Source organism: Thermovirga sp. (genome assembly GCA_012523215.1).
Taxonomy (GTDB): Bacteria; Synergistota; Synergistia; order Synergistales; family Thermovirgaceae; genus 58-81.
This window is the reverse complement of sequence record JAAYIZ010000137.1, coordinates 1-19775: the sequence shown is the minus strand read 5'-3', so window position 1 is coordinate 19775 and position 19775 is coordinate 1. Positions and strand designations below refer to the sequence as shown.

The window sequence follows — 19775 nt, the reverse complement described above, 5'->3', positions numbered from 1 at the left end:
TGCCTCTTCGAGGGGTGGGAGAGTAGGACGCCGCCGGAAACCTTTCTTTTTCTTTTTCATTTAAAGGCCGGTGAAGGGCCGTAGGGAACGGGAAAACCATCGATTCGATAACCCAGGGCCGGAGGCAAATGCCTCCGGCCCTTTTGTAGGGTACCGTGAACCGTAAGTGCCGTGAGATACATCGCAAATCGCAAGAGCAAAACAATAAGCCTATGAATTTGACCTTTAAATTCACGATTAACGGCCCTTACGATTCACGGTTTTCCGTTCTTGGATGGTACCAAAAAGGTTTATACTGGAAGCATGTATTATAAAGACGATACCGTCTATTATCCACAGGACGAGATGAACACCGTCCTTTTGCCCGTCACGACTGGATGCTCTTACAACCGGTGTGCCTTCTGCTCCATGTACAAAGACACAAAGTACGCCGAGGTTCCCTTTCCAGCCATCGAGGCTGAACTGAAAAGCGGATATACCTACACCGAGAAGGTCTTCCTAACGGGAGCGGATCCCCTGTCGATAGGTTTCAAGAAAATGAAGCAGCTCCTCGACGCCATAGGCCATTATCTCCCCTACTGTGCCAGGGTGGCATCCTACGCCTCCATCAAAAATCTCTCCAGGTATTCCCTGGAGGAACTTTCCTTTCTCCACGACGCTGGTCTCAGGCTGCTCTACATAGGTTTCGAATCGGGCAGGGACGATGTGCTCAGGTTGATGAAAAAGGGTCACTCCGTAGAAGAAGCCGTAGAGCAGGCCCAAAAACTCAACGAAGCCAGGTTACCCTTTAATACCGTGATTATGTATGGCATAGCGGGGGAAGAAGAGTCCGTAAAAAACGCATTGTCCACCGCCGAAATGATAAACTGCTTCAAGACGAACACGATAATAACGATGAACCTGGTGATCTTCTACGGTACGGAGCTGGAAAACATGGTTAAAAAGGGCGAATTCACTCCTCCCGGTGCGAAGGAACGCCTGCTGGAAATTAGAACTCTCCTGGAAAACCTCTTTCCCCGGGATCAGACTGTTTTTGATACAACCCATCCATCGAATATCATAAAAATCTCCGGTACCCTCCCTCAGGATAGACAAAGGCTGCTAACTGAGGTAAACAGGCACCTGGACCAAGCTTGATCCGGCAGGTCCCCTAAGCTTAACTTCTCCTCAAGCGGGAGGGCATCCTCAGGTATAATTTCAGCACGTACCATTTCAGGCCACCTTCGAAGACCCTCCCCTCCCTGGAATACCTGTGACGGACAAAACTCCCCGTTATGCGGGAAAGTTCCCTTTCACGGCCGGGGAACCTTTCTATTAGCCTGTCCAGGTATTCGTAGGCCGTTTCGTCAGGCCTCCTGGGACTTCCCTTGCTCTTTCCCCAGAGGAGCAGGGATCGATAAGCCTGTCCCGCGCCGATAGGAAGCGGCAAGAAGACCGCTATCAAAAGGGCCAGGCGCTTCATGGCCCGGAAAAGACCGGCCAGGAAATCCCTGAAGGTTACCCTAGACCAAGCTTCGCCCTCGGCCCTGCCGGACCTTTTCTGGAAGAGAAAGCTTAAGAGCAGCCACAGCAGGTAGAGAATCCCCAGGAGGGCTAGCACCGCGATAAAGATCGCCATGCCCCAGAGGAGATACCGAATGAAAGACCCAGACTCACCGGGCGGCATCAGACCTTCTTCGGCGACGGCAAACCCTCCCTCCGGGCCTGCCGGGACCTGTTGTCGAGGTACCAGCTTCATGAGCCGGAAGATGGCCAGTAGCACGGCAGTCAGTGCCTGTAGCAGGAGGCCGAAGAAGGGCTTGCTGAACTCAACCACCGACCCTGCCGGTTTTTCCAACAGGGAAAGGGCATCGGAATGCCCGATCACCCACATCGGTACCAATAGGGCCGCCAGTGCCGCCAGGGACGGCAGGGAGCGGCTGTGCCCGTGACCAGCTATCTCCTCCCGGGAACCGAAAAAGAGCATCAGCACGTTCGACAGGATAGCCAGGAACAGAAGCCCCCGCACACCCGGCAAGTGAATGTTGAAGGACGAGGCCAGCAGCAGCACCAGGAAGAAGGTCGCCATGTTTATATCAAAGAGCCCATAACGAGGAGGGTTCTTCGTCCACGCGAGGAAGGCCGTCCGGCCTCCTCCGGCCGCCAAAAGGGGCCAGGTGGCCCAAAAACCCATCAGCCCCTGAAGATCTCCGGGTAATGAAAAAAGTCCCGCCTGGCCCCTCCCGCACAAAAGGGCGGCCAGGAAGACGGAAAGGTTGACCAGAACGATGGCCAGGTATCGAAAGTTCCCCCTGCGCATGGCCAGGTTGGCCGCCGCCACCGATGAGGCCATGGTCAGAAAGGTCCAGGGATTCACGAATCCTTTCGCCCCGAGGCCCGATAGCGCGTAAAGGTAGAGGAGGCTGAAGTTCAACGATTCGCCGGCGACCAGGAACATCCTGAAAAGCAGGCTTGTCATAACCTCGATACCTCCAACGTACCCAACACTTCGGTCCCGATCCTGCCTTCAATAGGGGAGTCATCGGAGCCATCGCGGCGTATGACAATGATCGTCGTACCCCAGGGCAAGAGCCTTGATTCCACGGACAAGAGTTCCTTGAAGGGTAACGCCGTAGGAAGTTCCGCCCTTGCCAGCGCTTCGAGGGCCAGGCTGGGCTGGGAAGGGCCGGAGCCCACCGGGAGGGAGACCGGGCCTGACCGACCGTGACGGGACAGGTTGGACACGAGGCCGAAGGGCACCTTCTTCTCGTCGGCCCAAACCGCCAGGGTGGCTGCCACCGAAAGGGCCTTCTCCATGGACAGTCCGGGCAGTTGGAATCTGTCCCCATCCAGGGCTATGCACAGCCTTAGGTCGGCCGTATGTTCCAACACCTTGGCCAGGAGTTTCCCGTGCCGGGCGCTCGCCTTCCAGTGGATCCGTCGTGCCGGCGTATCCGGTGTGTAGTCCCGCAGGCTGGATACCCTCGTAAGGTCCGGCATGAAGGGCCTATCAGACCGCGTATCGCCCATCAGGTGGCGCTGGGCAAATTCCTGGTCCTCCAGGTCCAGCAACACGGGGTAGACGAGGACCTCCTGGGGACCCCCGAATGGTTTTTCCCTTGAAAAGAGCCCCAGAGGGTCCTTTGAGACGACCTTGCCCTGGGGAATGTCGTAACAGCCCCTGGAAAGGCCCCTGACGTGGAAAGTTGAAAGGACCTCGCCGGATCGGCCCAGGAGGACCCTACGAGGGCTACCGGGTAACCCGCCCTCAAGAGCAGGGGTGATCTCATCGAGGCCTTCGGGAAAGGACTGGAATAACTCCAGGGACACGGGCAACCTTTTCTCGTTCCGGACATTGACTGAAAGGGTCGCCTCGTCACCCGGGAAAAGTCGCAACCGGCACGCCTCGCGGTCAGCGGACAGACCGCGGAGACCGTGGTCGGCCCAAAGCCTGCAGGCGGTCAGTATCAGGAGGACGGCGATGAGAAAAGACGCCGGGAGGTAGAACCCCCTGGCCAGAAGCAGGGTCACACCGACGGCGGTGATGACCCGGACGGGGAATAGGGTGGCGATGGACGTGACCCGCTGTGCTTCCTGCATGGGGTCACCCCCGGTCGCTCTCGACAGGGACGGGGGATTTTGAGAGTATATCGGCCACCACGGAAAGCCCGGTGTTCCCGCGGTACCTTTCCTCCCGGTGAAGAAGCAGTCGGTGGGCCAGGACATAGGGCGCGAGGTACTTCACGTCGTCGGGGATCACGTAGGGTCTTTCCCTGATGAACGCCCAGGCTTTCGATGCCTTGAAGAGCGCCAACGACCCCCTGGGGCTCGCGCCGAGCTCCACTGCGGGGTGTTCCCGCGACGCCCTGACCAGGGAGATGATGTAAGCCGTAAGCGATGGGTTCACGAAGACTTCCGCCGCTTCGTCCTGCCAGGACAGGATGTCCTCGCCGGAGACCACGTCCCCGATCCTCGAAAGGGCCGTGCTCTTACCATGGGTCAGCAGGATCTCTTCCTCTTCCTCGGCGGTCGGGTAGCCCATATCCACTTTGAGAAGGAAACGGTCCAGCTGGGCTTCAGGGAGAGGAAAAGTCCCTTCCATTTCAATGGGGTTCTGGGTGGCCATCACCATGAAGGGCGATGGCAGGGGGAAGGTCTGCCCGTCCACCGTGGCCTGATGCTCCTCCATGGACTCCAGCAGGCTGGACTGGGTCCGGGGGACAGCCCGGTTGATCTCGTCCACCAGGAGAATATTCGTCATTACCGGGCCCGGTCGGAAAGTGAACTCCCCGTTCTTTTTGTCGTAGGTGAAAAACCCTGTTACGTCCGTCGGCATAAGGTCAGGCGTGCACTGCAGGCGCCGGAACTTCATCCGGCACGAGGCTGCAATGGCCCGGGCCATGAGGGTCTTGCCCACACCCGGCACGTCCTCCACCAGGATATGACCCCTGGCGATGAGCCCCACCAGGAACAGGTCCAGGGCCCCTTCCTTACCGATGACCACCCGAGATACGTTCTCCCTCAATAGAGATACCTTGCTCTGCATAAACACACCTCTTCCTTCGGACGCGGCTCAAATTGACCTCGATTATAACAAGATACACCCACCGAACGACCACCGCGGCCGCGATATGCTTGTTTCATCGCGGATGAAGAAAAGAAGAGGCTTGTCTCCATAGCCGATTTCCCAGGTTCAAAGACGTCATCGATCTGATCGGCAACGGCTGGTTTCCAGTAGATAGAAAATGAGCTGGCACCCCCCGGATGTCCACATAAGACAAAGAAGGTTACAGGGATGCAGGGTTTCTGGGCTTCAGCCACTCAGAGCGGGCTCGCGGTGGCCGTCGGGGGCTGTAGAGGCTGACGAAGGCGTTCAGGGGTCAACAAGTAGGCATTAACAGCATTGCCTGTGAATATTCCTGTAGGGGCAAGGAGGGCGAAAAAGAGGCCGGAACTTGAGATAGGCAGGATTACTATTAAGTCCACTACGCGCGATGTAGTGTCCATGTATGCCAGGAAGGGAAAAAGTCGTATCCATTATCGGGTAGTGGATGAATATGAGGGAGAAACTTTGAATGAGAAACACACAAGAACTTCGATCAGACCTCTGAAATTCAGAGATTTTTTAGACTTCTTTCTTGAGGCTTGGTCTTTCATGGATGTCCTGTCTTTGAATTTCGATGAGGATTTAGAGGGTATGCTGGGATTCTTCCGGGCCGATTCAGAATTTTACCCTGATTTCCATGATGCGCTGGAAGACAAAGTTATAGATAAATTTTGGAAGGGCCATGACCAGGATAGCCAAGAATGAAGGCGCCAGGATCCAGTCACGCCAACGAAAAACAAGTACGCCAAACGCACGAAAATTTCTGAAGCCAAATTCCAGCAACCTCAAGCTTTTTTCCCTGGAACTGAGCGCCGTTCAGATCCAAAACCTGACCGGACTGAACAGAAACACCGTCAACAGATAGGTAACAGAGATCCGTTCCCGCATTGCCCTGCACTGCGAAGCTCAATCTCCTTTCGAAGGAGAAGTAGAAGTCGGCGAAAGCTTTTCGGGGCTCGCAGAATCAAAGTAAAACGTGGCCGTGGTGCCTTGGGGAAGACCGTTGTCTTTGGCATCTTCAAGCGCAACTGCGGGGTCAGCACCCAAGTCGTGCCCGATTGCAGGAGAGCTACCCTACAGGCAGTCATCCGTGGCCGGGTTTATCCCGGAGCGTCGTATATAGAGATGGACGGCGCGCAACAATGGGCTTGTCGACCTTGGGTACAAGAAGCATTACCGTGTTGACCACGGCAACAATAAATTTGCCCGGGGCAAGGCTCACATCACCGGAATCGAGAGTATCTGGTGTCGAGGCAGTCGCTTTTCCCGATTCAAAGGGTCCAGGGCTGGCGAAAACCGGCTATCCTTGACCTGCCTCGCCCGCCCCCGCATAATCTTTCATGAAGGGAACAAAATTGGTGGAGGCTCAGCCTTGAATCCTGGACCCTTTAAGAACGAAGGAGAACTCCGGCACGTCCCGGCCAGCGATGAGCAGAATCGCTAATCCTGGACCCTTTAAGAACGAAGGAGAACCCGCCGGCATCGACGCCCAGACCCAACGATACTACTCCCGCAACGCTTCCCCCCTGGCCGAGTCATACCGTTTCGCCTCCGGCGGCATTGAAACCTGGTTCGACACGGCCTTCCCCAAAGGCGCCAGGATACTCGACGTGGGCTGCGCGGCCGGCCGTGACGTTTCCCTGCTCCTTGAAGGAGGCTGGGACGCTTTCGGCGTCGACCCCTGCCCCGAACTCATCGACGAGGGCCTCCACTACGATGCCGCCCTAAAGGGGCGTATCTCCGTGGACGCGCTCCCGGCCCTTGCCACGATCCCCGACGGCTCCTTCAGCGGCGTCCTCTGCTCGGCCGTATTGATGCACCTGCGCGAGGAGTCCCTTTTCGATGCCGTCTTCGGCTTGAGGAGGGTACTCAAAGGGGGTGGGAGGCTGCTGGTGTCTTTGCCCCTCGACCCGCTGGGGGAGCCTCTCACCGGCCGTGACGAGCGAGGCCGCTTCCACAACGGCCTCTCGCCGGTGAGGCTGGAACTGCTCCTTTCACGACTTGGCTTCACCTGCATCGGCAGGGGTGAGAACTCCGACGCCCTCGGCAGGACAGGGAAGAAGTGGGGGGTCCTCCTTTTTGTCTTGGGAACCGATGGGATCGAAAGAAGCATCGACCGGATAGAATCGGTCCTAAACAGGGACCGAAAGGTGGCCACCTATAAACTGGCCCTTTTTCGGGCTCTCGCCGAAATGGGAATAACCCAGTACAACAAGGTGAGATGGCTTCCCGGCGGCTTGGTCGCTCTACCTCTCAAGGCGGTCGCCGAAAAATGGCTTGAGTATTACTGGCCCCTAATCCCCAGCGAAATCTTCATCCCCCAAATCCAGGGAGAAAACCCGCTGTCGAGGAAACCCGTCGCTTTCCGCAGTTTGATGAAAGAATTAGCTTCAAGGTACACGTTCTGAGGAGGACTCCCGGCGTTTCTCCTCGAGGCCAGGTCGGGAAATTTTCCTCCGGGAGAGAAAGAACTCTACTCGAAGCTCCTGCGAAAGCTTTCAGACACCATACGGACGGGTCCGGTGACCCATTCTGGAGGCGGTGGAACTTTGAGGCGGGTCTTTCAGTTCGACCCACCCACCGCTTCCATAATCATGGAAAAAGGTATTTGGCAGGAATTTTGCCTGATGGGACCCTGGATCAGGGACGCCGCGGTCCTACGATGGGCCGAACTATCGGAAAGAATCTCCAGGGGGCGGGTTAAGCCGGACAGGTATTCTCTCTCTTGGCAGAAAATCCCCTCCCGGAAAGGGAAGTAACCGATGCCAGGAATATCTTCCAAAGACCCGGGTTCCATGAATGCGTGTGGACAGGAGAACCCCTGGATAAAAAGAACCTTGCCATTGACCACGCTATCCCCTTTTCCCTTTGGCGCTGCAACGATCTCTGGAACCTCTTCCCCGTGAATAAACGAATCAACCTCCATAAAAGCGACAAGCTTCCTTCAAGGCGGCTCATCCTCGCCAGGAAGGGGAGCATCTGCGGCACTTGGGAACACTACCACCAGGAATACCCGGCCCGCTTCGGCACTGAAACCGAATCCTTCTGCGGAAGGGAAATAGCGGGTCGCGCACAATGGCAGGATAGGTTGTTCTCCCTTTTCGCGGAAGCCGTGGAGGTGACGGCCCTTCTGAGGGGCGCCGAAAGGTGGGAACCCTAGAGGTAATGCTGTATTATAAGGGCATTAGAGTAGGGGTGGGGATAAATGCGTGCTTATATCGGAGTTACAGACAGCGATTGGTATAAGACCCTTTCCCAAATACCCGAACTTGAAGAAGTCAACTTCTGGCAGCCTGGTGGTAGACGCCGATTCAAAGCCCTCAACCAAGGTGAATTGTTTTTGTTCAAATTGCACAGCCCCAATAATTTTATCGTTGGTGGGGGAGTATTTGCCTATTCCACAATCCTTCCTGCGTCTCTAGCTTGGGATACCTTTGGAAGATCCAACGGAGCAGATTCCTTTGCCCAAATGCGCCAGAGAATAGCAAAATACCGTAAGACAAAAGAAGATCCTTTCAATGATTACTCAATCGGTTGTATTCTTTTAACGCAACCCTTCTTTTTCCCAAAAACTAGATGGGTTCCCGTCCCCGATGACTGGAGTCTTAATATCGTCCAGGGCAAAACCTATGACCTAAAGACAGAGCCGGGTTCGACAGTTTTCAACGAATTGAGAATTTCTCAACTTTTTTCCAATGGTAATCTTTTTAATACAGCTAGAGTCGGCCGGGGCGAACCGGTCGGGGTGGAAAAGTACGGCAAAGCGACATTAATTACTCCCAGATTGGGGCAAGGTGCTTTCAGGATAATGGTTACCGATGCTTACGAACGAAGGTGTGCGGTAACGAATGAAAAAGTATTACCTGTTTTGGAAGCGGCACACATCAAACCCTATGGGGCGGGTGGGGAGCATAAATTAGACAATGGGCTTTTGTTAAGGAGTGACCTGCACCTTTTGTTCGACAGAGGCTATGTCACGGTAACCCCTGATCATCACCTGGAAGTCAGCAGAAAGATCAGGGAGGAATTCGAGAACGGAAGAGATTATTACGCTCTTCAAGGCAAAAAAATTTGGATTCCTACAGAACCATCAAAATGTCCAGGAATTCTTAACCTGACCTGGCACAACGAGAATATTTTTAGGGGATAGGGAATAATAAATTGCGGAAGATCCCTTTTTGAAATTACAAGCGAAGAACCAACCTATGCTAGGAGCGTTCATCAATTCGCGGATGAATTTGCAAAAGCCAAATGGAATGAAATGAAAGCCAGCCGAAAAATGGGATTGCTCTAACCTGGAGCTGTCAATTTACACTCAGATTCCTAACGTACACCTGCAGGAAAATAGATGACTACTTAGTGCGGGAATCTGGGTGTCCCTAGTCAGATGTAAGGCCTCGCCGGATTCTTGAGCGGGGACCCCAAAAACCCGCGGGGACTAAATACCCCTTATATCCTGATAATGCCGCCTTCGGCGGCCGATGCCGCCAGTTTCGCGTAAAGGCCGAGGATGCCTTTATATTCCTTCTTCGGCGGCCTCACCCGGTGCTTCAAGCGGTAGGTGATCTCCTCCGGCGACAAGTCGACGTCAAGCCTCTTGTTCTTGATATCTATGGTTATCCTGTCCCCGTCATTTACGGCGGCTATCGGCCCATCCTCGGCGGCTTCCGGCGAGATGTGCCCGACGAAGCAGCCGTTGTTCGTCCCGGAAAAGCGGCCGTCCGTTATCAGGGCGGTCTTTTTCGCCAGGCCGCGCCCGTAAAGCAGCTTCATGGCGAAGTACATTTCTCTCATCCCGGGACCGCCCCTGGGCCCTTCGTTGCGGATAACTATCACGTCGCCCTCACTGATCTTCCCCGAGAGGATAGCTTCGTTGGCGTCTTCCTCGCCTTCGAAGACCTTCGCCGGTCCTGAGAAAAAGTGCATAGAAGGATCGATCGCTATGGGTTTTGTTATGCTAGTGCCCGGTGCGAGGTTTCCCCTGAGGACGGCAAGCCCCCCCGTCCTGCTGAAGGGGTCTCTTTTTGAGCGTATGACCCTCCTGTCGACCTCGAAGGGGTGAGACCACTTCTCCAGGTTCTCCCCAAGGGTCTCGCCGCTCACGGTCAGGCAGGAGAGGTCTACATCGTCGTGCAGTTCCTTCATCACCTGGGGGATACCCCCGGCGCGGTAAAAATCCTCCATATCGTACTCGGAGGCGGGGTTGATCCTCGCGATGGATGGGATCGTGTCGCTTGCCCTGTCGTAGATGCCCATCATGGTTTCCGCGCCCACACCTATCTCGTTGGCGATCGCGGAAAGATGGATAAAGGTATTCGTGGATCCCCCCGTGGCGGCCATTACCCTGGCGGTGTTTTCGAGGGAAGCCTTTGTAATGATCCTCCGCGCCGTGATGCCCCCGTTGACGAGATCCACGATAGCCCTGCCTGTCTCTTCCGCGGCCCTCATCCTCGCAGAGGAGGTCGCGGGGATCAGGGACGACCCCGTGAGCGACAGGCCCATGGCTTCGGCCGCGCATCCCATGGAATTCGCCGTGCCGTAGTAGGAGCATGACCCGCAGGAGGGGGCGGCATAGTCTTCCAATCGGGAAAACCCCTCTTTGCTTATCAGGCCGGCGCTGAGCATGCCCACGGCCTCGGATACCGATGTGGAATCGCTCTTCCGCCCGTCGAATTCGATGCCGCCGGCCATGGGGCCGCCCACGAGCAGTATGGCCGGCAGGTCGAGCCTGGCCGCCGCCATGAGCATCCCCGGTACGATCTTGTCGCAGGAACCCAACAGGACGATACCGTCAAGCCTGTGGGCTTCGGCCATCGACTCGATGTCGAAGGCGATGAGATCTCTTGTGGGTAGAATATACCTCATGCCGGCGTGTCCGCAGCCCTGGGCGTCGCAGGCGCCTATGACGCCGAATTCAACGGCCGCTCCACCCGCCCTGAGTATTCCCTTTTTAACGAACTCAGCCACGTTCCTGAGGTTGTAGTGTCCGGGTACTAGTTCGTTCCAGGAGTTGGCTATGCCGATGAGGGGCCCTTCAAGGTCGCGGTCGGAGAACCCCATGGACTTGTAGAGCGCGCGGTTTTCGGTGAACATTAGTTCTGAAAGTATCTCGGAACTCCTGTACTTCATAGGTCCTTCCCCCCCGTGCTGTTTTATTGCCGGAGAAAGAAATCCTTCATAATGTTGCTCTCGCTTTTTCCGATATGTTCGTAGAGCAGGTTTGACAGGCCCTTGGCGTCCCTTGCGCGCAGTTTTTCCAGGATCTCCAGGTGCTGGTCGATGGTTTCAAAGATGTTGGCTAGCGACTGGGCCGAGAGTCTCTGAAAAAGTTGTATCTGGGCGTGGTAGTTCGCGATAATGGCCCCGATGCGTTTATTTGTCCCATAATCGGTAATTGTCATGTGCGTCCGGTAGTCCATCTCGGAGACCTTGGAAAGGTCTACTTCCCCCGAGGAAGCGGCTTTTTTCAGGGCCTTCCAGTCCTTTTCCATTTCGTCGATCTTTTCCTCGGGGATCCTGTTCACGGCCGTCAAAGCCGCGAAGGGTTCCAGGAGCTTCCTGATGTCGTAGATCTCCTTCAGGTCCTCCAGGGAGATCCTCGAAACGAAGGCCCCTTTCTGGGGGATGATCGTGACGTAACCGTCCTGCTCAAGGCACCGTAAAGCCTCACGGATAGGAGTCCTGCTCACGCCTATCTCCTTCGCGAGCTGGTTTTCCGGCAGGGGTGAACCCATCACGATCTGCCCCGATTCTATCGCTTCACGGATCCACCCGTATGCCTTCGCCCAACTGGCCCTACCGTTGCCATTCATGGCTCCGCCTCCCAAAGAATGAGTCCGATGTATACAGGGAATATACATTAAAAATTCTAATTTGTCTATAGAATCCATTCTGATTTAATATTATACACTCCCTTCTATCATCGCGTTATCTCCTGTTCTCATTGACATAATAATCGTAGATGATATTATCCAAAATATAAGTGCCCTTAACGCTATACTGAAGATCATCCGTTTAAGGTTGCCCGATCAGGATCTGTGACTGAAAGCAGTATACAGGCTACACATCTTGAACGTTCCAATCCTATGCGGAGATGATGTCAGCCCATGAGATATGATATCCCCTACGGGGACAGGAAGGTCGGTTTTGAAGCGCCCGAAGAATCCGTAATATTCAAGGGCGAAATGTCCAATATCCCCCCCTTAAAAGACCTCAAAGACACCCTTGTATCATCGCTCGAATCGCCCCTTGGAACCCCGCCGCTCAAGGATCTCGCCCGAGGAAAGAAGAACATCGTCTTCCTAGTCGAGGACAGCACCCGCAGTACGCCTCTCGACATCATAATGCCGCTGATCACGGGATACCTCGAAGAAAACGGCGTTCCCGACGATGCCATGAGTTTCCTCACGGCTCCGGGGACCCACAGGATAATGACCGACCGGGAAATTCTTGAAAAACTCGGCCCCGAAATGGTGCGGCGATTCAAGGTGGTACAGCATGACGCGACGGTCGCCGAGGATATGGTGGATATTGGAACGGTCATGGCGGGTGATTACAAGATCCCCGCCCACGTTAACCGCTACGCCTTGGCCTCGGACCTCCTCGTTGGTATAGGGAACATCGTTCCCCATTGTGACGCCGGTTACGCCGGGGGAGCCAAGATCCTGCAGCCGGGGGTCTGCGACTTTGTCACCACCTCCGCCACCCACGCCGCCGCCGGTTTTTGTCCCGATATACCCCTGGGAGTGGCCAACGGCAACCCCTGCCGCGAAGGGATAGAGGAAGTGGCGAGGATCGCCGGGCTCGCTTTCATCGTCAATATAGTCAAAAATTACCAGGGTGAAATAGCAGGGGTTTTCTCGGGCGATTTCATTAGGGCTCACAGGGAGGGAATAAAGCTCGCCGAAAAGTCCTTCAGGATCACGGTGCCCGAGCCCGCGGATATAGTGATAGTGAGTTCGTGGCCTTCCGATATGGACTATTGGCAAGCCACCAAGGGCGTCAGCTGCGCCTATTTCGCCGTGAAAAAGGGCGGTGTCATCATTTTCGCCGCGCCCTGTGGTGAGGGTCTCGCCCATAACCACCCCCTCTTCAGGGAATGGCTTTCCCTTCCTCTGGACGAAGCGCTACGGAGGCTGCGAGCGGCCTCGCCGGAGGACGTGGAAGCCGATATGGTATCGGCGGTACTCGCCATATGCAACTGCCGCGCGAGAGAAAAGGCAAAGATCTTTTCCGTTACCGAGGGTCTGACGGAGGAGGACATCGCCGCCATGCAGTACACGCCCTTCCCTACAGTCCAGGAGGCCCTGGACAAAGCCCTGGAGCTCATCCCCGGCGCAACGATAGGCATTATCCCGATGGGTGGGATTTCGCTGCCCATCATAGGCAGATCACAATAAAGAAAGGCGGCTGACCATGTTTCTCACAGACGAAGAGAAGCGGATACTGGACGGGTCCGAGGGCCCGGGAAAGCAGAAGGCGATGGAAATGCTCTACGCCCTCGGGCTCACCTTCGACGCGGAAAAGTTGATACCCGTTAAGCGTGCCCATGTCGCGCTCAGCGGGCAGGAGGGTGATACCTATTGGTGCGAACTCCTTGTCAGCGGAGGAGCTACCTGTGCGATCACACCGACGACGAACCCCTATTGGGATACATGCTACCTTACAAAATTTTTTGACGTGACGAAGGAAGAACTCGACCTGGCAAACCGTACCGGTGAGGCCTACCGCAAAATAGGTGCAAAACTCACCTACCACTGCGCCCCAGGGCTGAGCACGGGCGTTCCCTTTTTCGGCGAACACATCGCCTATTCAGAATCCAGCGCGACACCCTACGTCAACGGCGCCCTCGGCGCCCGCTCCAACCGGGAGTCGTCCATAAGCGCCTTGGCCGCGGCGGTGATAGGTAAAACACCCTATTACGGTTTTCACATCGATGAGAACAGGCACGGCCACCTCCTGATCGAGGTCGAAGCCGAATTAAAGGATTGCTACGACTGGGGTATTCTCGGGCACTGCGTTGGCGAGTTGGCAGGTTACCATAATCCCGTCCTTCGTTTCAAACACAAAGTCAACCCTGGGCCGGAAGACTACCTTTATTTCGGAGCCGAGGCAGCCACAAGCGGCGCCGTCGCCATGTACCATATGGTCGGCGTCACGCCAGAAGCGTCCACTATCGAAGCCGCCTTCGGAGGCGGGAAGGTGCCGGCCGCCGCGGCCGTGATCGCCGATAAGGAGCTTAAAGACAGGGAAGCCAAGCTTACCCCCGCTACGGGCGATATCAACCTGGTCATGCTGGGGTGCCCTCACTACACCTACGACCAACTCTTGGAAGTCGAAAAGCTTTTTGCGGAGAGAAAGGTAAGCCATAATACGGCTTTCTGGATCCTGGCGGAAGCGGGCGCCGTCGAGCTGGCCGAACGCTCGCACCTTCGCCAGAAGCTTGAGCTCCTTGGGGTTCGAATGGTGGGGGACACCTGTATCGATGAGCCCTGCTGGAAATCCTTTGAAGGAAGCCTTGGACTGACGGACTCCCCTAAGTGCGCCTATTACAGGGAGCGCCGCGGGCAGCCCTTCGCGATCCGCAGACTTTCCGAATGCGTCGAGGCAGCGATAAAAGGGAGGATAGACTGATGTCTCAGGATGTAAAAGTCTACAAATGCCGCAAGATAGTCAAGGGTTGTGCCGAGGGTGAGGCGGTCGTATCCAAAGACGCCATGTGCTTTTATTTGACGGACCCCGAGACCGGTGAAGTTATTGAAAGGAATCACGCCATCCACGGGAAAAGCATCGCAAACAAAATCCTGGTGCTTAAATCCGGCAAAGGCAGCTCGGTGGTCCAGGTGGACGGCTTTTACCAGCTTTGGATGAAGCAGAACCTGCCGGCGGCCATAATACTAGTAGAGGCGGAGCCTGTCATCGTATCGGCAGCGGTCATGGTCGAATGCACCATGGTGGATCGGATGGAGGCCGACCCCTATGAAGTGATAGAGGACGGAGACCATGTAGAGGTCGACGCCGAGAAGGGGGAGGTCAGGGTAAGGAAGGAAGCCGCGTAGCGGCCCTTCGATAGCGACGCCCCAAGGGCGTTTCTATAAAAAAGGTAATAAATAAAAGGGGGAAAGAGCGGTGAGAAAGCTTCTTGCGGTCTTTACGGTAATGGCATTGCTCGCGGTAATGGCCGGAGCAGCCTTCGCAGCCCCGGAATATACTATCAAGGTTGCCTACATCGGTTCTGATTCGCACCCAACTATGAGAGCTATGAAGGAGTATTTCGTGAAGCCGATCGAGGAAGGTTCCCGGGGAAGGATCAAGGTAGAACTCTACCCCAACGCGCAGCTTGGGGGCGACCGCGAAATCTCGGAAGGGGTACAGATGGGAACGATCCAGATGGCCATCCCGGCTTCCGCACCTCTTGCGGGATTTGACAAGAGGGTCCAGGTTTTGGAACTACCCTATCTTTTCACGACGAAAAAGGCGGCTTTTGAAGCAGCAGACGGCCTTCTTGGCGAAAAGCTCAATTCCTACCTGGCGGCAAAGGGCATGTATATTCTAGGTTTCCAGGAAAATGGATTCCGGCATGTGACCAACAACAGAGGTCCTGTCAAGACCCCCGCGGACCTGAAGGGGATAAAGATCCGCACCATGGAGAATCCGATACACCTTGCGTTTTTCAAGGCTATTGGCGCCAACCCCACGCCCATGAGCTGGGGAGAACTCTACACTGCCCTGCAGCAGGGGACCGTTGACGCCCAGGAGAACCCATATGCGATGATTGTCGATGGTAAATTTTACGAAGTCCAGAAGTACGTTTCAGAGACGGGTCACGTGTTTTCCTTCGAAGTCCTGATTGCCAACAAGAAGTTCATGGACAGTCTTCCCTCCGACCTCAACGAACTCGTGGTCAAGGCAGCCCGGGACGCCACTTTGAAACAGCGCGAATACATGGATGAAGAAGAGGCCGCCTTCAAGGAAGAGGTAATCAAGGGAGGAATGACCGCAAACTCTCTTACGCCCGAAGAGAAAGAACCCTTTGTGGAAGCTGCTGAAAAGATCTACCCGATGTTTGAAAATGATTTCGGCGAGGAGGTCATGGAAATACTGAAGCAAGTACGGAAATAACCCTTCATTCCGTACTTCCGCTCCCGCCCTGCCGGGCGGGAGCGGCTTTTTGCGCTAGAAAGGGGATGCATGATGACGTTAAAAAAATTACTCCACAATTTCGAGGAGTACTTTTGTGTCTGGATCATGGCGATTATGACCATATTGGTCTTCCTCCAGGTTGTAATGAGGTATGTATTCTCGAGTTCGCTTTCCTGGAGCGAAGAGTTGGCGCGCTTTATCTTCCTTTGGCTTTCCTGGATGGGCGCCAGCTATGCCGTGAGGGAAAGAAGCCATTTCAGGGTCGAGATGTTCATAAATATGATAAAAGGAAAAACGCGGGTATTTTTCGAATATATTATTCTGCTGGCTTGGTTTTCCTTCTGCTTTTTTCTTGCCTGGCAGGGAACCAAACTCCTCGTCTTCCTCCAGGGAACAGGTCAGATATCGACGGCGATGAGCATGCCCATGACCTGGCCTTACGCTTCAGTGCCGGTGGCAAGCACATTGATGTGTGTCAGGCTGATTATCGAGATGTATGCGCTTCACAAGCGTGGACTACCCAAGCCTGCGAATCCCGCCGTTGATGTGCTGGAATAGAGACAGTCATGGAAGCGGTAATCCTTTTTTTCATCTTAATTGTCACAATAATAGTGAGTATCCCTATCGGCATCACGTTGGGTTTGTCGACGTGCATAGCTATGATGCTTACTTCGGACATACCCATGCTGATGATCGCTCAAAAAGCCGTTACTGGTCTTGACTCTTTCCCACTTCTAGCGATACCCTTCTTTATCCTTGCCGGAGCCTTAATGTGCACCGGGGGCATTTCCCGCCGCCTTGTCGCGTTGGCGGAAAGCCTTGTTGGTTTCATCGTTGGAGGCCTTGCCATGGTGACGGTACTGGCCTGCATGTTTTTCGCGGCGATCTCCGGTTCCGGTCCTGCGACGGTCTCGGCCATCGGCTCTTTTATGATCCCCTCTATGAAAGAGAGGAAATATGATGCGGGTTTCGCCGCTGCCATCACTGCGGCGGCGGGAACGATTGGTGTCATCATCCCCCCCAGTATCCCTTTCGTGATCTATGGCGTGGTCGCTCAGTGTTCCATAGGCGATATGTTCATAGCGGGCATAATTCCGGGAATTATAATCGGCATCTCCTTGATGTCCGTTTGTTATTTTACTGCCAGGAAACGAAATTACATTTCCATGACCGAGCGCCCTAAATTCTCGGAAGTTTCGAAAGCCTTTAAAGAAGCTATCTGGGCACTACTGGTCCCCGTAATAATCCTTGGCGGGATCTACGGGGGAATTTTTACTCCCACGGAGGCTGCGGTTGTCGCCGTAGTCTATTCCGTCGTCATTGGCAAATTCGTATACCGAGAATTGGATATGAATGCCATTTACGATTGCCTGAAGTCAACTGGGTTGATAAATGGAGCCACATCTTTCCTGATCGGGCTTTCGATGGCCTTCGCGAGCTACCTGGCGATGGCGCAGATACCCGCGAAGATCGCAGCCTTGCTCGTTACCTTTGTGGACAGCCCCTACGTGCTAATGCTGATTATCAATGTTTTCCTACTGGTTCTGGGCTGCTTTGTCGACAACATCCCAGCGGTCATCATTTTGACACCCATTCTTCTGCCGGTGGTCCGTATGATAGGTATCGACACAATACATTTCGGAATAATAATAACCGTGAACCTCGCGATTGGTTTCATCTCTCCCCCCTATGGTATAAACCTCTTTGTTGCCTCGGCCATATCAGGAGAGAGCATAGAGAGTATTTCGAAAGAGATCATCCCTTCCTTTATCGCCATGGTCGCATGCTTAATGCTTTTTACTTACTTCCCAATCCTTTCCATGGGATTGGTGCGATTACTGAGGTGAACCAACCGATCATTTTAATTTGACCCAAGGGCGGCCGACTCCATTTTGTCAGCCGCTTTTTCTTTGTAAAAGACCCCGGCTAGCAAAAGGTCGATTTAAAGTTTTCCATCGCTTTTATGTTCGAGAAGAAGGGGTAGTATAAAAACACAGATCTTGGTTTTTGGCTCCGGCGATGCCGATTTTCTGAGCTAACTCATCGTCAAGACACACGTCATACGTCCTGCCCTTGTTCGTCTTCCCGCAGGCCTAGCTGTCCTTCCTGTCGGCCTCCAGGATGAACGGGGGCACTCCCTTGGGACTTCAGCTATATGCGCTTGCCGAAGAGGGTAAGGAGGTGCGAAGCGTAGTCCCAATTGTAGCCCGTTATCTCCGTGATGCGATACAGGATCTGATCCTCATCTTTCTTCGATGCCTTGCGGTACTCATCCGCCGACTTGACGATAACTTCCCTTCTGGAAACCATTGAGGGCCTCACTCGTCCTTCTCCCTTCCCCCCGGGGCATGCCCTTCGAGAAGATGCTATACCTTTCCCTTTCATCCTTGGGTGAGGCAACGTTTCAATTTCGCTTAGATTTTTGATGAGGCAACTCGGAGATTGACTGATACGAGAATGGCTAGTATAGCGAACCGTGGTTTGCCGATCCTTTTGGTTCGTCATATCCGTCCTTTTCGTTTGCGCTTCTCACGCGGTCTTTTGACCTCCTTTTGCTACGTGAACAATACTTGAGACAACTATCCCACCCCATATCTGTCACCAACACCCATATGATGGATCTAAATTTACATCCAGATTCCCGCACATGGATACAATCTTTAGGTGAAGTCTTGTAAACGGATATGGCATTCTTTGTTCAGGAAGGACCTGGACGGGGGGTGCCGGCCGTGGCTAAGCTAAAGGAGCATCACATCCTGGGTGCGGAAGAACTAGCAAACCACAAAAGCATCAGGGATATAGCGTCCACCTTTGGCGTGGACGAAAGCACCTTGAGATACAGGCTCGAACGGCATCGGACAGGAGCCGTGGATGGCAGATCGCTCCAGGAGGAAGCGTGCGCTCCCTTCCGACCCCTTGTCCTCGAGTGGATACAGGAGCAGGAAGGGCAGGAGCGGCCGGAATCCGTTCAGGCATTGTATGAAAGACTCTGCGCGGACCACGGATACACGGGGAGCTATATGAGTGTCTACAGGTTCGTCAAAAGGAGGCGCAAGACCCCTTTCCCTGCCCCCTTCCGTCGGGTGGAGACCAAGCCGGGGGCACAGGCTCAGGCCGACTGGCTTCAAAAGAAGATCTATATCCACGAACTTGGCGGAGAGACAAAGCTTTCGGCATTCATAATGACCCTGTCCCACTCCCGGATGTGGTCCATCGTCTGGAGCGAGAGCGAAAACATGCTCACCTGGCTTGCCTGCCACAACAGGGCCTTCGAATTCCTGGAAGGTGTCCCGTCCACGGTCAGGATAGACAACCTCAAAACGGGTGTGGCCTGCGGCTGCGGAGCCTGGGCGAAGCTCAACGAAGGGTACGCCTCCTACGCGAAGCAGATGGATTTTGCCCTAGACCCCCACAGGGTAAGGACGCCCTCCAGACAAGGGCAAGGCGGAACTTAGGGTCCAGGATGTGAAGGCGCTCCAGGTTACGGAGAAGGACCGGTTCGAGGATAGGGAGGACCTGCAGGAGACCAGCAGACTTCGCATCCTTGCCAGATCACGGAAGTTATTATGCCCTGTCACGGGCAAAAGCATCTACGACAGCTGGGACCTTGAAAAGCGTCATCTTAAACCGCTTCCCCTCGCCCTCCCCGAGCCCTTCGATGTGCAGGTTTTGCGGGAAGTCAGCCGGGATTGCCTTGTTTCCTTCGAAGGCAGGAGGTACAGCGTCCCCTACACTTGGACTAAACGGATAGTCCAGGTCAGGGGGTGTACGGACACCGTCGAGATATGGGGAGAGGGGAAACTGCTCTGCACCTTCCCGCGCAAAACGGACTGTCGGCTTCTAATTGACCAGGGCCACTACGAAGGAACAGACAGCAACACAGAGAAGGCCCCTGTTCCTCTTGGAAAGATCGGCAGGGAGATCGTAATACCCAGAAGCTGGGAGATAGAAGATGCCCCCAGGCGTTCCATAGATCGCTATGCGGAAGCTGTGGGTACACGGTCATGACCAAGCTTCAAGAGGCAGTGACCGGTCTGGACGCGAGCAG

The 19775-nt window shown here is 54.7% G+C and carries 19 protein-coding genes; 13 read left to right on the top strand and 6 right to left on the bottom strand.

Annotated features, from left to right (window positions below):
- Positions 1 to 303: 303 nt before the first annotated feature.
- On the top strand, positions 304 to 1137 hold the full coding sequence (locus GX108_03825; GenBank protein ID NLO56173.1) for a radical SAM protein: 834 nt from the start codon (positions 304 to 306) through the stop codon (positions 1135 to 1137).
- Between the two features lie 19 nt (positions 1138 to 1156).
- Here the strand turns inward: GX108_03825 and GX108_03820 are convergent, their stop codons facing one another.
- The 3 genes from GX108_03820 to GX108_03810 are packed head-to-tail and all read right to left on the bottom strand — an operon-like array spanning position 1157 to position 4525.
- Positions 1157 to 2458, bottom strand: coding sequence for a DUF4129 domain-containing protein (locus GX108_03820; GenBank protein NLO56172.1), 1302 nt, complete (start codon positions 2456 to 2458; stop codon positions 1157 to 1159).
- Positions 2455 to 3579 carry a DUF58 domain-containing protein gene (locus tag GX108_03815; GenBank protein ID NLO56171.1) on the bottom strand — a complete coding sequence of 375 codons (1125 nt, stop codon included), beginning with the start codon at positions 3577 to 3579 and terminating at the stop codon, positions 2455 to 2457. Before GX108_03815 ends, GX108_03820 begins: the two co-directional genes overlap by 4 nt.
- Before the next feature lie 4 nt (positions 3580 to 3583).
- On the bottom strand, positions 3584 to 4525 hold the full coding sequence (locus GX108_03810; protein NLO56170.1) for a MoxR family ATPase: 942 nt from the start codon (positions 4523 to 4525) through the stop codon (positions 3584 to 3586).
- Positions 4526 to 4882: 357 nt separating this feature from the next.
- Between GX108_03810 and GX108_03805 the strand changes: the two genes are divergently transcribed.
- From GX108_03805 to GX108_03790, 4 genes are all read left to right on the top strand, one after another.
- A complete protein-coding gene (locus GX108_03805; GenBank protein NLO56169.1) occupies positions 4883 to 5290 on the top strand; it encodes a hypothetical protein in 408 nt (135 codons plus the stop codon).
- 722 nt (positions 5291 to 6012) lie between these two features.
- Positions 6013 to 6993, top strand: a complete 981-nt coding sequence (locus GX108_03800) for a class I SAM-dependent methyltransferase (GenBank protein NLO56168.1) — start codon at positions 6013 to 6015, stop codon at positions 6991 to 6993.
- 317 nt (positions 6994 to 7310) lie between these two features.
- Positions 7311 to 7745, top strand: a complete 435-nt coding sequence (locus GX108_03795; GenBank protein ID NLO56167.1) for a hypothetical protein — start codon at positions 7311 to 7313, stop codon at positions 7743 to 7745.
- A gap of 45 nt (positions 7746 to 7790) precedes the next feature.
- On the top strand, positions 7791 to 8735 hold the full coding sequence (locus tag GX108_03790; protein ID NLO56166.1) for an HNH endonuclease: 945 nt from the start codon (positions 7791 to 7793) through the stop codon (positions 8733 to 8735).
- 299 nt (positions 8736 to 9034) lie between these two features.
- On the opposite strand, the gene ilvD is transcribed toward GX108_03790, so the two are convergent.
- Positions 9035 to 10714, bottom strand: a complete 1680-nt coding sequence (gene ilvD / locus GX108_03785; GenBank protein ID NLO56165.1) for a dihydroxy-acid dehydratase — start codon at positions 10712 to 10714, stop codon at positions 9035 to 9037.
- 23 nt (positions 10715 to 10737) lie between these two features.
- Positions 10738 to 11397 (bottom strand): GntR family transcriptional regulator, encoded by a 660-nt coding sequence (locus GX108_03780; protein NLO56164.1) that lies wholly within the window; start codon positions 11395 to 11397, stop codon positions 10738 to 10740.
- A 294-nt stretch (positions 11398 to 11691) separates the two neighbouring features.
- On the opposite strand from GX108_03780, the gene larA reads away from it, so the two are divergent.
- From larA to GX108_03750, 6 genes are all read left to right on the top strand, one after another.
- Positions 11692 to 12984, top strand: a complete 1293-nt coding sequence (gene larA, locus GX108_03775; GenBank protein ID NLO56163.1) for a nickel-dependent lactate racemase — start codon at positions 11692 to 11694, stop codon at positions 12982 to 12984.
- Between the two features lie 16 nt (positions 12985 to 13000).
- Positions 13001 to 14218 (top strand): DUF521 domain-containing protein, encoded by a 1218-nt coding sequence (locus GX108_03770; GenBank protein NLO56162.1) that lies wholly within the window; start codon positions 13001 to 13003, stop codon positions 14216 to 14218.
- Positions 14218 to 14643 (top strand): DUF126 domain-containing protein, encoded by a 426-nt coding sequence (locus GX108_03765; GenBank protein ID NLO56161.1) that lies wholly within the window; start codon positions 14218 to 14220, stop codon positions 14641 to 14643. The genes GX108_03770 and GX108_03765 overlap by 1 nt, the downstream gene beginning before the upstream one ends.
- Before the next feature lie 70 nt (positions 14644 to 14713).
- Positions 14714 to 15706 carry a TRAP transporter substrate-binding protein gene (locus tag GX108_03760; GenBank protein NLO56160.1) on the top strand — a complete coding sequence of 331 codons (993 nt, stop codon included), beginning with the start codon at positions 14714 to 14716 and terminating at the stop codon, positions 15704 to 15706.
- A 72-nt stretch (positions 15707 to 15778) separates the two neighbouring features.
- Positions 15779 to 16285 carry a TRAP transporter small permease gene (locus GX108_03755; protein NLO56159.1) on the top strand — a complete coding sequence of 169 codons (507 nt, stop codon included), beginning with the start codon at positions 15779 to 15781 and terminating at the stop codon, positions 16283 to 16285.
- An 8-nt stretch (positions 16286 to 16293) separates the two neighbouring features.
- Positions 16294 to 17574, top strand: a complete 1281-nt coding sequence (locus GX108_03750) for a TRAP transporter large permease (GenBank protein NLO56158.1) — start codon at positions 16294 to 16296, stop codon at positions 17572 to 17574.
- Positions 17575 to 17878: 304 nt separating this feature from the next.
- Here the strand turns inward: GX108_03750 and GX108_03745 are convergent, their stop codons facing one another.
- Positions 17879 to 18049, bottom strand: coding sequence for a hypothetical protein (locus GX108_03745; protein ID NLO56157.1), 171 nt, complete (start codon positions 18047 to 18049; stop codon positions 17879 to 17881).
- Between the two features lie 407 nt (positions 18050 to 18456).
- Between GX108_03745 and GX108_03740 the strand changes: the two genes are divergently transcribed.
- Together GX108_03740 and GX108_03735 are read left to right on the top strand one after the other, a co-directional pair.
- Entirely contained in the window at positions 18457 to 19182 is a 726-nt protein-coding gene (locus GX108_03740) for a transposase (protein NLO56156.1), read from the top strand.
- 10 nt (positions 19183 to 19192) lie between these two features.
- Positions 19193 to 19735: a hypothetical protein gene (locus GX108_03735; GenBank protein NLO56155.1), complete on the top strand. Its 543-nt coding sequence runs from the start codon at positions 19193 to 19195 to the stop codon at positions 19733 to 19735.
- The last annotated feature ends 40 nt before the right edge of the window (positions 19736 to 19775 follow it).

What these genes read in the sequence shown, in the direction of transcription:
- GX108_03825 (NLO56173.1), top strand. Translation starts at nt 304, where the DNA reads ATGTATTATAAAGACGATACCGTCTATTATCCACAGGACGAGATGAAC.
- GX108_03820 (NLO56172.1), bottom strand. Translation starts at nt 2,458, where the DNA reads ATGACAAGCCTGCTTTTCAGGATGTTCCTGGTCGCCGGCGAATCGTTG.
- GX108_03815 (NLO56171.1), bottom strand. Translation starts at nt 3,579, where the DNA reads ATGCAGGAAGCACAGCGGGTCACGTCCATCGCCACCCTATTCCCCGTC.
- GX108_03810 (NLO56170.1), bottom strand. Translation starts at nt 4,525, where the DNA reads ATGCAGAGCAAGGTATCTCTATTGAGGGAGAACGTATCTCGGGTGGTC.
- GX108_03800 (NLO56168.1), top strand. Translation starts at nt 6,013, where the DNA reads ATGAGCAGAATCGCTAATCCTGGACCCTTTAAGAACGAAGGAGAACCC.
- GX108_03790 (NLO56166.1), top strand. Translation starts at nt 7,791, where the DNA reads ATGCGTGCTTATATCGGAGTTACAGACAGCGATTGGTATAAGACCCTT.
- ilvD (NLO56165.1), bottom strand. Translation starts at nt 10,714, where the DNA reads ATGAAGTACAGGAGTTCCGAGATACTTTCAGAACTAATGTTCACCGAA.
- GX108_03780 (NLO56164.1), bottom strand. Translation starts at nt 11,397, where the DNA reads ATGAATGGCAACGGTAGGGCCAGTTGGGCGAAGGCATACGGGTGGATC.
- larA (NLO56163.1), top strand. Translation starts at nt 11,692, where the DNA reads ATGAGATATGATATCCCCTACGGGGACAGGAAGGTCGGTTTTGAAGCG.
- GX108_03770 (NLO56162.1), top strand. Translation starts at nt 13,001, where the DNA reads ATGTTTCTCACAGACGAAGAGAAGCGGATACTGGACGGGTCCGAGGGC.
- GX108_03765 (NLO56161.1), top strand. Translation starts at nt 14,218, where the DNA reads ATGTCTCAGGATGTAAAAGTCTACAAATGCCGCAAGATAGTCAAGGGT.
- GX108_03755 (NLO56159.1), top strand. Translation starts at nt 15,779, where the DNA reads ATGACGTTAAAAAAATTACTCCACAATTTCGAGGAGTACTTTTGTGTC.
- GX108_03750 (NLO56158.1), top strand. Translation starts at nt 16,294, where the DNA reads ATGGAAGCGGTAATCCTTTTTTTCATCTTAATTGTCACAATAATAGTG.